This is a genomic window from Ciceribacter sichuanensis (genome assembly GCF_024055605.1).
In the GTDB taxonomy this organism is placed as follows: domain Bacteria; phylum Pseudomonadota; class Alphaproteobacteria; order Rhizobiales; family Rhizobiaceae; genus Allorhizobium; species Allorhizobium sichuanense.
On the sequence record NZ_JAMXLX010000001.1, the window covers coordinates 576,682 to 590,619 of the forward strand.

Annotated in this window: 13 protein-coding genes; 4 read left to right on the forward strand and 9 right to left on the reverse strand. The window is 60.3% G+C overall.

Annotated features, from left to right (window positions below):
* The first annotated feature begins 67 nt into the window (after positions 1-67).
* Positions 68-934 carry a DUF4344 domain-containing metallopeptidase gene (locus tag NBH21_RS02785; RefSeq protein WP_250912424.1) on the forward strand — a complete coding sequence of 289 codons (867 nt, stop codon included), beginning with the start codon at positions 68-70 and terminating at the stop codon, positions 932-934.
* A 54-nt stretch (positions 935-988) separates the two neighbouring features.
* On the opposite strand, the gene pepN is transcribed toward NBH21_RS02785, so the two are convergent.
* A complete protein-coding gene (gene pepN, locus NBH21_RS02790; RefSeq protein WP_250912425.1) occupies positions 989-3,637 on the reverse strand; it encodes an aminopeptidase N in 2,649 nt (882 codons plus the stop codon).
* Positions 3,638-3,808: 171 nt separating this feature from the next.
* The gene (locus NBH21_RS02795; RefSeq protein ID WP_250912426.1) at positions 3,809-4,918 is read right to left on the reverse strand and encodes a methyl-accepting chemotaxis protein; all 1,110 of its coding nucleotides are present in this window, start codon (positions 4,916-4,918) and stop codon (positions 3,809-3,811) included.
* A 309-nt stretch (positions 4,919-5,227) separates the two neighbouring features.
* Between NBH21_RS02795 and NBH21_RS02800 the strand changes: the two genes are divergently transcribed.
* A complete protein-coding gene (locus NBH21_RS02800) occupies positions 5,228-6,163 on the forward strand; it encodes a DMT family transporter (protein ID WP_250912427.1) in 936 nt (311 codons plus the stop codon).
* Positions 6,164-6,188: 25 nt separating this feature from the next.
* Here the strand turns inward: NBH21_RS02800 and NBH21_RS02805 are convergent, their stop codons facing one another.
* Complete coding sequence (locus NBH21_RS02805) at positions 6,189-7,421, reverse strand: MFS transporter (protein ID WP_099057193.1); 1,233 nt, start codon at positions 7,419-7,421, stop codon at positions 6,189-6,191.
* 366 nt (positions 7,422-7,787) lie between these two features.
* Here NBH21_RS02805 and NBH21_RS02810 point away from each other — a divergent pair, with 366 nt between their 5' ends.
* A complete protein-coding gene (locus tag NBH21_RS02810; RefSeq protein WP_250912428.1) occupies positions 7,788-8,696 on the forward strand; it encodes a hypothetical protein in 909 nt (302 codons plus the stop codon).
* Between the two features lie 35 nt (positions 8,697-8,731).
* Here the strand turns inward: NBH21_RS02810 and NBH21_RS02815 are convergent, their stop codons facing one another.
* The 5 genes from NBH21_RS02815 to NBH21_RS02835 form a co-directional block, all read right to left on the reverse strand.
* Complete coding sequence (locus NBH21_RS02815; RefSeq protein ID WP_250912429.1) at positions 8,732-8,890, reverse strand: hypothetical protein; 159 nt, start codon at positions 8,888-8,890, stop codon at positions 8,732-8,734.
* 152 nt (positions 8,891-9,042) lie between these two features.
* A complete protein-coding gene (locus NBH21_RS02820) occupies positions 9,043-9,234 on the reverse strand; it encodes a hypothetical protein (protein ID WP_250912430.1) in 192 nt (63 codons plus the stop codon).
* A gap of 153 nt (positions 9,235-9,387) precedes the next feature.
* Positions 9,388-10,266, reverse strand: coding sequence for a uracil-DNA glycosylase (locus NBH21_RS02825; RefSeq protein WP_250912806.1), 879 nt, complete (start codon positions 10,264-10,266; stop codon positions 9,388-9,390).
* Between the two features lie 155 nt (positions 10,267-10,421).
* Positions 10,422-11,714: an Hsp70 family protein gene (locus NBH21_RS02830; protein ID WP_250912431.1), complete on the reverse strand. Its 1,293-nt coding sequence runs from the start codon at positions 11,712-11,714 to the stop codon at positions 10,422-10,424.
* A 138-nt stretch (positions 11,715-11,852) separates the two neighbouring features.
* Positions 11,853-12,740 carry a LysR family transcriptional regulator gene (locus NBH21_RS02835; protein ID WP_250912432.1) on the reverse strand — a complete coding sequence of 296 codons (888 nt, stop codon included), beginning with the start codon at positions 12,738-12,740 and terminating at the stop codon, positions 11,853-11,855.
* Positions 12,741-12,841: 101 nt separating this feature from the next.
* Here NBH21_RS02835 and blaOXA point away from each other — a divergent pair, with 101 nt between their 5' ends.
* On the forward strand, positions 12,842-13,663 hold the full coding sequence (gene blaOXA / locus NBH21_RS02840; protein ID WP_342451981.1) for a class D beta-lactamase: 822 nt from the start codon (positions 12,842-12,844) through the stop codon (positions 13,661-13,663).
* Between the two features lie 24 nt (positions 13,664-13,687).
* On the opposite strand, the gene NBH21_RS02845 is transcribed toward blaOXA, so the two are convergent.
* On the reverse strand, positions 13,688-13,900 hold the full coding sequence (locus NBH21_RS02845; RefSeq protein WP_163904334.1) for a hypothetical protein: 213 nt from the start codon (positions 13,898-13,900) through the stop codon (positions 13,688-13,690).
* Positions 13,901-13,938: the final 38 nt, after the last annotated feature.

Below are 13,938 nucleotides of genomic sequence, written 5' to 3' on the forward strand. Positions count from 1 at the left end.
ATGCCTGCGTCTCCCTTATCGATAAGCCAAGGGAACACAACCGGGCGGTCGCCTGAGGGGGCTTTGTTTGAAGCACTTCCTGCCATTTCGCAGAGGTCTGGCGCGGGCCGGCGCCTTCGCGGTGCTGTCCGCATTCCTGTTGTCTCATTCGGCCGTATGGGCTGCCGAGGGCAAGCCGCCGAAACTCTACAAGAAGCTGACGGAAGAGCAGGCGGAGGAAGCGGATCAGTTCGCCCTCAATAATGCGATCGCCACCGTCTTCCACGAGGCCGGCCACATGCTGATCTCGGAGTTTTCCCTGCCCGTTCTCGGTAAGGAAGAGGACGCGGTCGACGGACTTGCGGTCGTGCTGCTGCTGGAGGCGGAAGACGAGGACTTCAACAGTGCCGTCGAGGATTTTGCCAATGTCTGGTTTCTCACGGCGGGATCGGCTGATGAAGACGAGGAGCTGGCTTTCTGGGATTCCCACGGTCTGGACGAGCAGCGCGCCTACAACACCGTCTGCCTGATGATGGGCAAGGATGAGAAGCGCTTCAAGGACTTCGCCGACTCGCTGGATTTTCCGGAATATCGCCGCGAGCAGTGCCCGGAAGAATATCAGAGCCTGTCCGCTAGCTGGGACCGGGTTCTGGCTCCGCACGAGGCGGGCGAGAATGACAAAACAGACTTCAAGATCACTTATAAGAAGACCGACGATCCGCAACTCGCCTATTTCCGCGAGATGATCAAGGACACCGAAATCCTCGAGATGGTCGCGGTTACGTTTTCCGGCAGCTACAAGCTCAAGGATGGGATCAAGCTGACGGCGCGCGAATGCGGAGAGGCGAACGCCTACTGGAGCCCCAGCGATCGCGAGATGACGCTTTGCTACGAGGACCTGCTCAACAGCGCGAACCTCGACGCCCAGTGGTATATCGACAATCCTGACGAATAACGCCCTGTGGAAGGTAGCACGGGCGAGGCGTTCGACGCCGCGCCCGTGCTTGGTTCAGCCCTTCAGCGTACGATCGACGATGTCACGGACATCGTTCGACAGCGAAGGGCTGCGTTCGATGGTCATCAGCGCCTCGCGCGCATGGTCGGCCCTGGTGGGCTCCAGCAGTCGCCAGGAGCGCATCGCCGTCAGCAACCGCGCGGCAAGCTGCGGATTGCGCTTGTCTATGGCGAGAACCTGCTCGGCGAAGAACCGGTAGGCCGCGCCGTCAGCCCGGTTAAAGCCGGTCGGATTGCCAAAGGCGAAGGTGCCGACCAGCGCCCGAACGCGATTGGGGTTGGAGGCGGTGAAATTCGGGTTCTGCATGAGCCGCATGATGCGGTCGAGCGCACCGTCGCCGGGAATGGTCGCCTGGATCTGGAACCACTTGTCGAGCACGAGCGCGTTCGACGCAAAGCGTGTTTCGAACGAAGCCAGTGCCGCATGGGTTTCCGGAGCGTTCGGGAAGCGGTGGGCCAAAACGGTCAGGGCCTGTGACAGGTCCGTCATGTTGTCGGCCTTGGCGAAGGCCTCGGCCGCTGTGACCGGGGTATTTTCGCTGAGAGCGAGGAAGCCGAGGGCGGCGTCGCGGAGAGATCGACGTCCGGCGCTTGCTGCATCGGGGCTATAGGCGGCATCCGACACCAGACCCTTGTAGAGGGCTTCGAAGGTGGCGGCACCCGCAACGGCAATTTCCTTCAGGATCGCCTGGCGACCCGCGTGGATGGCGTCCGGATCATTGTTCGATCCGAGTTCGCGGGCGATGTCGGATTCGCTCGGCAGCGTCAGCGCCTGCGCCCGGAAAGCCGGTTCAAGGCTCTCGTCGGCTGCGATGGCGAGCAGGGCGTCAAGAAGACCCTTGTGGCAGGAAATCGGCTTGCCCTTGGCGGCAGCGCCGGCCGCTGCCGTCAGGTTCGGCAAGGCGAGATCGGTGATCGCCTGCCAGCGGGAGAAGAGGTCGGTCTCGAAGCGGGCAATCAGGGCGAGATCATCGGTGGTCTGTGAGAAATGCAGCGTAACCGGCGCCGAGAAGCTGCGGTTCAGCGAAACGACCGGACGGCTGGCAATGCCGGAGAAGACGAAGGTCTGGCTGCGTTCGGTGAGATGCAGGACATCGCCCGAGACTTCGCCGCCGGTGACAGAGGTGGGAGCCTGCTCGCCGCCGTTTGCGCCGATCAGCGCGAACCGCAACGGAATATGCATCGGGTCCTTGTTGGACTGTCCGGGCGTGGCCGGGATCATCTGCTCCAGAGACAGGGTGAGCGTCTTGGCAGCCGCGTCATAGGAGGACGAAACGGTGATCTGCGGCGTTCCGGCCTGATTGTACCAGAGCGAAAACTGCTTGAGGTCGCGGCCATTGGCATCCTCGAAGGACTTCACGAAATCCTCGACGGTCGCGGCTTCCCCATCGTGGCGCTCGAAATAGAGATCCATGCCCTTCTTGAAGCCGTCGCGACCGAGAATGGTCGCAATCATTCGGGTGACTTCGGAGCCCTTCTCGTAGACCGTCGTCGTGTAGAAATTATTGATCTCGCGATAAGCCGTCGGTCGGACCGGATGAGCGAGCGGACCGGCATCCTCGGGGAACTGCTCGGAGCGCAGATGACGGACTTCCGCGATGCGCTTCACCGGGCGCGAGCGCTGGTCGGCGGAGAATTCGTGGTCGCGATAGACGGTCAGGCCTTCCTTCAGGCACAGCTGGAACCAGTCGCGGCAGGTGATGCGGTTGCCGGTCCAGTTGTGGAAGTACTCGTGGGCGATGATCGCCTCGATATTGGCATAGTCCTGGTCGGTCGCCGTTTCGGGGTCGGCCAGCACATACTTGTCGTTGAAGATGTTGAGGCCCTTGTTTTCCATGGCCCCCATGTTGAAGTCGGAGACGGCGACGATCATGAAGATGTCGAGGTCGTATTCGCGACCGAAGACTTCCTCGTCCCACTTCATCGAGCGTTTCAGCGCGTCCATGGCATAGGCGGCGCGGGCCTCCTTGCCGTGTTCGACATAGATCTTCAAGGCAACTTCCCGGCCGGACATGGTGGTGAATGTGTCTTCAACCACACCGAGATCGCCGGCGACGAGCGCAAAGAGATAGGACGGCTTCGGATGCGGATCGAACCAGGCGGCGAAGTGCTTGCCCGGGCCGTAGCCGGCGCCACCGAGGAAATTACCATTCGACAGCAGCAGTGGATTGGCATCCTTGTCGGCGATGATGTTGACCGTATAGACGGCAAGCACATCCGGCCGGTCGGGGAAATAGGTGATGCGGCGGAAGCCCTCGGCCTCGCACTGGGTGCAATAGATGCCGTTGGAGCGATAGAGGCCCATCAGCTGGGTGTTGGCCTCAGGATTGATCTGCGTCGTCACGGTGATTTCGAAGGGAACCGTTTCCGGCAGATCGCGGATCGTCAGGCTTTCGGGCGTTGCCGTGTAGCGCTCGGCGGTCAGTTCCATCTGGTCGAACATGAGACCGGTCATGTTGAGATCGTCGCCGTCGAGAACGAGAGGGGCGGAAGGATCCGCGCCTTCGCGGCGGTGGAAGATCAGTCGCGCTTCCACCTTGGTCTCGGTGGGATCAAGCTCGAAGGTCAGGTCTACGCGTTCCAGCACGAAGTCGGTGGGGCGGTAGTCTGCCAGATGAATGATCCGGCCCGTATCTGTTCGCATGTTTTGTCCTGATCGTAAGAAGATGCCGCCTTGCGGCACCGGCATACGAAATACGCCCGCAGGATCACCGCCAGATTATTGTGGATAATCGCATCAATTCCTGAACGATTGTTAAAACAGTGGGGATTTTGGTGGCCATTTTTGGACAGCCACCGTCGAGTTTTCCGTATGCTATTTCAGGCCGAAGGCCGCGCGGATGGAATCGTCGCTCTCGTTCTGCTGCACGATGACGCCATACCATCCGAGACCATCGTAATCTTCGTAGCCAAGGGTCTTGGCGAACGCGACGATCGAGCCCTTGCCGTCATAGTAGCTGCCGCGCATCTGTCCTTCAGGATTGTGAAGCGCAAAATGCGTATAGCGACGTGCCGGGGTGCTGGACGCGATCACCCTCAGCGTGCCGTCGAGCAGCATGACCTCGGTCTTTTCGGCCACCTGCGGCGGCAGGTTGGCTTCCTTTTCCACGATCGCCTGTCCCTGTGCCTGCCAGTCGAAATAGACGCCGAGCGTCCCGACCAGTTCACCATCGGAGCGTCCGCCGGCGCGGATGCCGGTCGCGTAGACGAGGACGTCGCGATTGTCGTGGGCGAGGCTGGTCTTCACTTCGTCGACCACATAGTCGTCGCCGCTGGCGCATTGACGGGCCGTAGTGAACCAGGGTTCGGCGGAAAAGTTGCGATCCTTGAGAGCCCGCTGGTACTTCGGATTGGCGGAAGCGACGACGCGCCCGTTTGCGTCGGTCATCACAAGGTCGAGATAAACGGTGTAGAAACGGTTGATGACCCCGAGGCGTTCGGCGGCATAAGCGAAGCGATCATTTGTCGGGTTTTCCAATGCCTGCCAGAGAGCGGGATCGGTAGCCCACCATCGGACGTCGGCGGTGCGCTCGAACAGGTTGCGCACGATGAACTGCACGAGTGTCTGGGCAAGGTCGGTCAGACGAACGCCTTCCATCTGCTTGACGAGATCATCAGCCATGCTGCGACCGACACCGATACGGCCAAGGACATTTTCCTGGAAGCGGTCTGCAATATCCGCGGCAGCCTGAGCGAGGCGCTGCACTTCGTTTGCCACGACCGCAAAGCCCTTGCCGGTTTCCCCGGCGCGCGCAGCTTCGATCAGGGCGTTGATGGCCAGAAGCCTGATCTGTTTCACGACATGGGTGTTCTCGGCGCTGAAGCGCTCCAGATCGGTACCAATACCCTCCGTCACAAGCCGCATAGAACGGGGAGTAGCGACGAGGGGGACATTACTTTTCAACTTTGGAACGGCTTCGCTCATCGGCAACTATCCGCAAAAGGATCTCGGTTGTCAAAATCCCGCCAGCAATGGGAGGAGTTGGCGGCGGGTGTGAAAAATGAATGCAATTGAACGGGATCGAGTATCCGTAAAATTGGTTAACTGAGAATAAAGTATATTTCGTCAAATTTACTGGAGATGAGGCCTGCGCCGGCTCGATATCGTGCCTGCCGTCGATAGGTCCTTGCCTCTTGACGCAATAAGCGACTATCTTCCGGCACAAGCTTCGCCGTCGAGCAGCAGCCTCGTCCGGTTGCTGCATTTCCGTTTTTTATATCCAGAGCCCTGCCGATGGCGCCCGCCGCATATGATCCCATCCGGGGCATTCTTCTCAAGGTTTTTTCAGTAACGGCCTTTGTCGGAATGCAGAGCTGCATCAAGCTGACCGGGGGCGAACTGCCGACCGGTCAGGTCAGTTTCTACCGATCCGCCTTCGCCATACTTCCGATCCTGCTTTATCTGGCGTTCAAGGGCGAACTGCGCACCGCTTTCCAGACCAGCAATCCATTCGGCCATCTGAAGCGAGGGTTACTCGGCGTGGCATCGATGATCGTGGGGTTTTACGGGCTCATTCTCCTGCCGATGCCTGATGCAATTGCGATCGGCTATGCCATGCCTTTGCTTGCGGTGGTTTTCGCGGCGGTCTTCCTGCGTGAAAATGTCAGGGTTTACCGCTGGAGCGCCGTCTTCGTTGGAATGATCGGCGTTTCCATCATTTCCTGGCCGAAATTGACACTTTTCAGCGAGCAGGGCTTGGAATCGCAGGCGGCCGTAGGCGCCTGCGCGGTACTTCTGGCTGCTGCGCTGGGCGCTACAGCCATGCTTCAGTTGCGCCAGTTGGTGCAGGAGGAACGGACGGCGACCATCGTCCTGTTCTTCTCGCTGACGGCTTCAGTATTGTCGGCGATGAGCTGGTTCTTCGGCTGGCAGGTCCTGACCTGGGAAACGCTCGGATTTATGGTCATGGCCGGTTTCTTCGGGGGGCTCGGCCAGATCCTGCTCACCGAAAGCTATCGCTTCGCGGACGTCTCTACTATCGCACCATTCGAATACTGTTCGATCATTCTTGGATCGATCATCGCTTTCCTGCTGTTCGATGAGATCCCGACTTTGACCACGCTGATCGGTGCATTCTTCGTCATCGGTGCCGGTATCTTCATCATATTCCGTGAGCACCAGCTTGGGCTTGAGCGCCGCGCCGCCCGCAAGGCCTCGACGCTGCAATAACTACGACCCGCATCGTTCCTGCGCCTCAGGACAGGCGATCTCCAATGCCGCCGGAGGAGTCCGGCCCCTGCATCGGCAGCGGCTTGGATTGAAAGTCCGTCTTCTCCGACGGCCCTTCGCTGGAGGGGCGGCGCGTCATGCGATAGCCGGCATAGCCCGCATAGAGCGCGAAGGCCGCAGCAAGGAACCAGATGAGACCGTTCGGACCGAAATACTCCATCAGCGTGCCTCCCATCAGCGGCCCGGTAACGGTTCCGAGGCCATAGAGGATCATGATCGCGCTGGAAATCTTCACGTATTCGTCGGGTTCCGCCATGTCGTTGGCGTGAGCCACGTTCAACGCGTAGACCGGATAGAGCACCGTGCCGACGAAGAAACCGGCAATATAGAGTGCCACCGGACTGCCGCCGAAGATCAGCATGGCAAAGCAGGCTGTCAGCCCGAAAATGCCGGAACCAATCATCACGAGACGCCGATCGATGAAGTCCGAAAGGCGTCCGAGCGGCATCTGGGCGATGGCACCGCCGGCGAGAAATGCGGCAAGTAGCGTCGCACCTTGCGCTGTGGTCATACCGACATTCTGCGAATAGACGCCGCCGAGGCTGCCCCAGGTGCCGGAAAGTGCGCCGGAAAGAAGCGAACCGAAGAAGGCGACCGGCGAGCGTTTGAGCAGCCGCTTCAGGTCGAACTTGGCTTCCGCGATGGGGGCGGGCGACTGGGCCGTCGAAAGGGCGGTCGGAAACAGCGCGAGGCAGAAGAGCAGGGCGCAGACGATGAAGAGTTCGGTGCCCTTCGGATCCCCGAGGGGGACAAGGTATTGCCCGCCGATCGAGCCGGAAAGGGCGGTAATCATGTAGACCGAGAAGAGCGCTCCCCTGTTCTCATTGTTCACGCGCTCGTTGAGCCAGCTTTCGATCAGCAGATAGGCGCCGGCGATGGCAAAGCCGGCAAGACCGCGGAAGAGCATCCAGGCTCGCCAGTCCACAACCAGCGAACACAGCAGCACCGAAACCGTCAGAAGGGTCAGGAGCGCCGTGAAGACGCGGACATGGCCGACGCGGCGTACGAAGATCGGGGTAACGATGCAGGAGAGCGTGAAGCCGAACGTATAGGCCGTCGCGATGATCGAGATGGTGAAGGTCGCCCAGCCCTCGTCGATCGCTCGGATCGGCAGGAGGAAATTCATCAGGCCGAAACCCGCCATCATCAGCAGGGTCGAGAGCATGAGTGAGGCGATCGAGGCGAGGCTGGCCAGCATCGGATAACCCTGAAATGATGAAACCGGATTGTGCCTTTATTCGAATGTTGGCGAACTGTCGATTGCGACAGGTTTCGGCGCAAAACCGAGTTATGCGATGCATACTCAATTTTTCGTTAGCCAGCGGTAATAAAGCTGTCACCGCGCGGCATTTTCATTTAGTTTAAAAGAATTAGAACTACACTCTGATGCAACGGGTATGCGGGATGCGCCAAGCGTCCGTTGCAAATGTTGATATTATGAATTGCGTGACTGCCTTGTTCTCTTTGCGACGCCGATATAGCGGCGAATGCTCCGGTGGTTTTGCGGGTGCGCCGGAAGTGCCTTGTTGTGGCCTGGATCTGCGATCCGAGGGGGAGGGCGTCCATGGCTTTTTCCGCTGAGCAATTGGCTGCCAATCCGCTTTTCGTAGAGGCCTTGCAAGCCTTTGCCATGCAGCTTCGTGGGCGCTACGACGAGCAACCGAGGCTGGCGCGGTTTCTCGCTTCCCATCAGCGCTGGCTTCTGAGCCAGGCCGCTTTCGCACTTCATCTGGAATATGATCCGGAAGAGCCGAATTCAGGCCTCACCACGACGCGTCTGAGGGAGATCGTTACGACCGGCAATGCGGCGAGCCGCAATACGGTGCTGAATTTCTTGGACCAGTTGGTCAGCTATCGCTTCGTCAAGATTGCGGGCGATCCCGCGCGCCGGCCGCGTCGCTTCGAGGCGGCGGATGTTACGACGAAGGCGATGTTCGGATGGATGGTGGCCAACCTTGCCGCGCTTGACGGGTTGGATGGCGGCAGCAGGGCGAAGACACTGGTGGATAAGCCGGAACTCTTCAAGCTGATCCAGCCGCAGGTAGCGCGCAGGTCGTTCGACAACGTCCAGTGGCGGGAGCCGCCGCCAAGGGTTGCGATGTTCCTTTGGACCGAGGCGGGCGGGCTGGTCATGGATGAACTGATCCGTCGGGTGCGGCTGTCCGAAGAAATCGACGGTCGTTTCGATATCGGCAGGATCGATGCCCGGCTGATTGCCGAGCAATTCATGATGTCACGCACCCATCTGCAGCGACTGTTTCGCAAGGCGATCGATGAAAACTGCCTTCAATGGCAGGATGAAACGAAGAAGAGCAATCTGTGGTTCACGGCTGATTTTCTGGCTGAATATTGCCGGTGGCAGGCCGTGAAATTCGCGATCGTCGATCAGGTTTTCGAGGAGGCCAACGGCAAACTGGCGGCGGAAGCGGAGTGCGCGGCCTCCCATCGCAACGCCGCAGTGGGCGAACCATAACGGCCCCAGCGGCGTAATTGCTTGCGGCTCGAAATTCAGAGCGGAATCTGACGGATCAGCGCGTTGTCGCCGCGTGCGGCACGATTGGCCGTACCACGAACTTCGTTCGAATATACTTCAGAGGCGCTGACGGCACTGCCGATCTGGAAGACTGCGGCCTTCAGGCTGCGCAGCGGATGAAACATCAGAGTCATGGTATTCGGTCCTTGCATTCGTGCGAGAGACGCCGCTGCCGCGTAATTTTCCCGCATGAGTTTAAGAAAATGTCACAATTGTGCAATGCACAATATCTCTGGTCTGCAATGCGGGTGGTGCACGCCCGGTATCCGGATGATGCTTCGCGAACTCAGCTCTGACGAAAATCGGCGAAGACAGCGACAGGGCGCGAGGCATAGCCGAGGCGACTGAAAACACGCGCCGTAAGCTGTTCGTTCGTTGCTGAACCGAAGTTGTGATAGGGCTGCCCCGAGCGCACGGGCTCGCTGGCGAGACGCAGGGTCTCGAACTTGCAGTGAATGGGGCGGGCGCGCATGGACATCTCTGTCAATCCTTGTATGCCGAATCCTCCCATGACTTGAGTTAATATTGCAGCGCAACATGATTTGTGCAAGGCAGGCGTGTGCGGCACTGCATTGCGTCCGGCGCATGGCTCTCTTCATATTCCTTTAATAAATGACGCTTTTTTGACCTTCTACGGTCGATCCATTCGAGCCTTGAAGGCCTGAAGGTCCTGCCACGCCAGCGCCTTGCTGGCCGGAGCGGTCAATAGTTCCTGAGGATGCAGGGTGGCTATGGCGGGAACGGCGTGACCGCCGCAAGCGATGTCTCGCCATTGACCGCGCAGGGCGTGGATGGTGCCAGTCTCGCCAAAGAAGAAACGTGCAGTGAAATTGCCGAGAAGAAGGACGGCCTTCGGTTCGGCAAGCTCGATCTGCCTCTCGATGAAGGGACGGCAGATGGCGGCCTCCGGCTGAGAGGGAGACCGGTCTCCCGGCGGACGCCATGGCATGACGGTGGTCATCATCACGCCATCGCGCGAAAGCCCGATTGCCGCCAGCATGCGGTCGAGAAGAAGCCCGGCGCGGCCGGAAAAGGCTGCCCCCTCGCGGTCATCGTCGCCGGATGGCATCGGGCCGACGACCATGATCCCGCTCGCCGGATCGCCATTGGCGAAGATCGTCGAACGGGCGGAGGTCTTCAGATTGCAGCCGCCGAAGGCTTCGAGCGCGGTCTTGAGTTCGGCAAGCGACCGCGCACTCTCGGCGGCGAAACGCGCTTCCGTGACGGCATGTTCGTCTGGAATGGCAGGGGCCTGGGCAAGGGGCGCGGGCCGCGGAGCTGCTCGCTCAGCGCTGGGGCGCGTGCGCTCTGAGGCCGTCGCCTGGGCCGGAGCGCCCTGACCGCCAGGCGCGGCGGGAGCCGATGCACGCGGGCCGCGGGCGCGTTGTTCCGCAAATTCCGCGACACGATCTACCGCTTCGTCCTCGACGAGCCAATCGACACCCGCCTCCGCATAAAAATGCAGAAGCGCGGCCAGTTCGGCTGGCATCATGTCGCGGGCAGGGGTCATCATCGGGTCTTAACGCAAAGCGCGGCTAACAGGAAGGCCGTGGTTGCGATTATCGGGGCTCCGTGATCGGGTTCCCGTTTTCGTCGCTCTTCCCGTCTTGGCTTGCTCCGGTGTGCCTATGCTTGCGGGCAGTGTGTCCTGCAGACCGTTTCCTATCAGGCTGTCCACTGCTCGATATCGTCGCGCTCGCCGATAAGTGAGAGACCGTGGGCGATCGACACCATTTCGCCGCCGGTCTCGATCCGGTCGGTCTCGAAGCGGTTGGTGAAGATGCGGCGGACCGCCGGAACGAAGGATGTGCCGCCCGTCAAAAACACCTTGTCGATGCTTTCAGGCGTGGTGCCGGTGCTTGCCAATACGTCGTCGAGAGCGCCTTCGATACGGACGAGATCGTCGGCGATCCAGTTCTCGAAATCGCTGCGCTTCACGCTCTTGCGGCCGGCCGCGCCGAGCGGTGCGAAATGGAATTCTGCCTCCTCGGCGCTCGAAAGCGCCATCTTGGTCGCCGACACAGCCTGATAGAGCGGGTAGCCTTCGTCATGCTCGATCAGTTCGATGAAGAGTTCCAGCTTGTCCGGCTCGGTGGCCTGGCGCACCAGGGATTGCAGGTCGGCGAACTCACGCGAGGTCTTGAAGACCGAAAGCTGGTTCCATCGCGAGAAGCTGAGGTAGTAGTTGCTCGGCACGTCGAGCAACTTGCCGAAGCTCTTGAACTGGCTGCCCTTGCCGATTTCCGGCGCCACCAGATGCTCGATGATGCGAGCGTCGAACTGATCGCCTGCAAGGCCGACACCGGAATGGCCGACCGGCGTGGCGCTGACGCGGCCCGCATTTGTCTGGAATCGGATCAGCGAATAGTCGGTGGTACCGCCGCCGAAGTCGGCGACCAGAACGGTCGCGTCCTTCTTCAGGTTACGGGCGAAATAGAAGGCGGCCGCCACCGGTTCGTAGACGTAATGCACTTCCGGGAAACCGAAGCGGGAGAGTGCTTCGTTGTAGCGGGTCATCGCGAGCTGGGGATCGGGATTGGAGCCTGCAAAATGCACAGGGCGACCGGCGACGATGCGCTTTGCGTCCGAAGGCCAGCCGTCGCCGGCATAGTTTTCAAGCCGGCGAAGGAAGACCTCCATCAGGTCCTCAAACTGAAAGCGGCGGGCATGGACGATGGTGCCCTGAAACAGCGCCGAAGCAGCAAACGTCTTGATTGACTGCAGGAAGCGGCATTCGCCGGGATTGTCGATGAACTGACGGATGGCGGCCTGTCCCGCCTCGACCTTCAGGGCGCGTGCGCCGAGCTGTGCATCTTTCATGAAGGACAGCGCGGTGCGCATGCTGTCGGTCTCGCCGGCCGACGAGGTGAAGGACACCGATTGCGTCGTGCCATCCGCATCCGCAAGCGCCATCACCGTATTGGTCGTGCCGAAATCAAGCCCCAGCGCGTGAGCCATCGCCGCCGCTCCCTTTTGATCTGTCTGTCTCTGGAATCGGGCGTTGCCCGAACGTGAAAAGGGGCGCAGTCGATGCGCGCCGCAATGAAGAGCGCGCCTAATGGCATGGATGACGGGACGAAGGCAAGGCCCTTCGGATCAGGCAATCGCCTCTTTCGTTTCCTGCGCCATCGCCATCATCCACGTGCTGAAAGCCTGCATGGCGGGCATCATGCTGCGCGATTTCAGCCGGGTAAGCCAGTAGCAGCCCTTGGAGACATGGATCGGAAAGGGCTGTTCGATCGCGCCACTGGCGAGATGGCGGGAAAACATCAGCGGCGGTGCCAGCGCCACGCCCGCGCCCTGCAGCGCGGCCTCCACCATGATGATCGAGGAATCGAAGACGGGACCGCGAATCTGCGGTGGGCTGACCCCGGCCGCCTCGAACCATTCCGGCCATTCGTCATGGCGGTAGGAGCGCAGCAGGCTCTGGCGAGCCACGTCTTCGGGCTTTTCAAGTTGGCGGGCGATCTGTGGAATGCAAAGCACCGAAAGCGGCGCTTCGAACAGGGCTTCAGCCTCGATGTCGTGCCATGCGCCGTTACCGAAGCGGATAGTATAATCCAGCCCTTCGGCGGCGATGTCGACCCGGTTGTTGTTGGTCGAGAGCCGGACGTCGATATAGGGATATTGCCGGCGGAAGTCGGCAAGGCGCGGCAGGAGCCAGCCGACGGCAAACGTGCCGACGGCGCCGATGGCGAGCACCTCCTGCACATGCCCGCCCTGAAAGCGCTCCAGCATGTCGGCCATGCGGTCGAAGCTTTCCTGCAGCGAGGGTAGAAGCGCCTGTCCTTCTTCCGTAATCATCAGCCCGCGCGGCAGGCGGCGAAAAAGCGTTACGCCAAGGCGCTGTTCGAGTAGCTTCACCTGATGGCTGACGGCGGCCTGCGTGACGCAGAGTTCTATGGCCGCGCGGGTGAAGCTCAGGTGACGGGCAGCCGCCTCGAAGGCGCGGAGCGCATTGAGCGGCAAATGCGGGCGAACCATGGTAGACCTTATTTTTCTAATGGCTCACCGCAGATATCATCGTTTGTCCATCGCTCACAAGCTGACCTAGAAATGCCGTGTTCAATCACGGGAGCATTTCCATGGCATTTTGCAGAAGCATGTTTCTTGGTTTTTCATTTGGCATGACCGCCTTTGTTTCTGCCGGATTTCCGGCATTTTCGGCGGAGCCCATCCATTGCACGGTTATCATCGAGGAGGCGAGCGGCGATGCGCTCTATCGGAAAGGCAGTTGCGCGGAAGCCTTCTTTCCGATGTCGACATTCAAAATCCCTTTGGCCATGATGGGCTACGATGCGGGTATCCTTCAAGACGAAAGCAGTCCGCGCTGGGACTATAGCGCAGAATTCGACCGTCCGAAGCGTGAGCAGAAGACGACCGATCCGACCTTATGGGAAAAGGAATCGATCGTCTGGTATTCGCAGGAGATCACCCGTCGTCTCGGCGAGCGCCGGTTTGCCGATTATGTCCAGCGTTTCGGCTATGGCAACCGCGATGTATCGGGCAATCCCGGCAAGAAGGACGGTCTCACGCAGTCCTGGCTGATGTCGTCGCTGAAGATCTCGCCTGACGAACAGGTGGCCTTCCTGCGGCGGTTTCTGTCGGGCGGTCTTCCGGTCTCCGAGCATGCCTCTGCCATGACGCTTGCGATCATGCCGCATTTTGCTGCCGGTGACGGCTGGGACATCCAGGGAAAGACCGGCAGCGGCTTCATGCGCGACAAGGCGGGCAAGGCAGATCGTTCACGCCCGCTCGGCTGGTTTGTCGGATGGGCCACCAAGGGTGATCGCCGGGTGGTCTTTGCTCGGTTGAATGTCTCTGACCGCCCGAGCGACCAGCCGCTCAGCATCCTGACGCGCGAGAGCCTGATCGCGGAGTTTCCGGGAATCGCGGCCCGTTTCTGATTTGGCAGACGGGGAGCCTCCCCGTCAGTTCTCGCGCATATAGCTCTGCGCCGCCCAGATGACGCCCAGGCCGGCGATCATGGCCAGCATGCCATAGGCGATCCATTCGTTCTGGTTGATCATGAAGCTCGTGGCCGGATAGGGGAACAGGCCGGTTCCCTGTCCGACCCATACGAGGCCGGTCAGGCCCAGAATGAGCCCGATGGCGGTAAACAGCAGGCGTGCGGTCGCAATCATTGCTTTCCTCCCGGTTTCCTCTTCTGGATCAGAGGCTT

Excerpts from the sequence above, each read along its gene's own strand:
- NBH21_RS02795 (WP_250912426.1), bottom strand. The coding sequence starts at position 4,918 with ATGAGCGAAGCCGTTCCAAAGTTGAAAAGTAATGTCCCCCTCGTCGCT.
- NBH21_RS02830 (WP_250912431.1), bottom strand. The coding sequence starts at position 11,714 with ATGGCTCACGCGCTGGGGCTTGATTTCGGCACGACCAATACGGTGATG.
- NBH21_RS02800 (WP_250912427.1), top strand. The coding sequence starts at position 5,228 with ATGGCGCCCGCCGCATATGATCCCATCCGGGGCATTCTTCTCAAGGTT.
- NBH21_RS02805 (WP_099057193.1), bottom strand. The coding sequence starts at position 7,421 with ATGCTGGCCAGCCTCGCCTCGATCGCCTCACTCATGCTCTCGACCCTG.
- NBH21_RS02825 (WP_250912806.1), bottom strand. The coding sequence starts at position 10,266 with ATGACCCCTGCCCGCGACATGATGCCAGCCGAACTGGCCGCGCTTCTG.
- NBH21_RS02810 (WP_250912428.1), top strand. The coding sequence starts at position 7,788 with ATGGCTTTTTCCGCTGAGCAATTGGCTGCCAATCCGCTTTTCGTAGAG.
- pepN (WP_250912425.1), bottom strand. The coding sequence starts at position 3,637 with ATGCGAACAGATACGGGCCGGATCATTCATCTGGCAGACTACCGCCCC.
- NBH21_RS02835 (WP_250912432.1), bottom strand. The coding sequence starts at position 12,740 with ATGGTTCGCCCGCATTTGCCGCTCAATGCGCTCCGCGCCTTCGAGGCG.
- NBH21_RS02845 (WP_163904334.1), bottom strand. The coding sequence starts at position 13,900 with ATGATTGCGACCGCACGCCTGCTGTTTACCGCCATCGGGCTCATTCTG.
- NBH21_RS02820 (WP_250912430.1), bottom strand. The coding sequence starts at position 9,234 with ATGTCCATGCGCGCCCGCCCCATTCACTGCAAGTTCGAGACCCTGCGT.
- NBH21_RS02815 (WP_250912429.1), bottom strand. The coding sequence starts at position 8,890 with ATGACTCTGATGTTTCATCCGCTGCGCAGCCTGAAGGCCGCAGTCTTC.
- blaOXA (WP_342451981.1), top strand. The coding sequence starts at position 12,842 with ATGGCATTTTGCAGAAGCATGTTTCTTGGTTTTTCATTTGGCATGACC.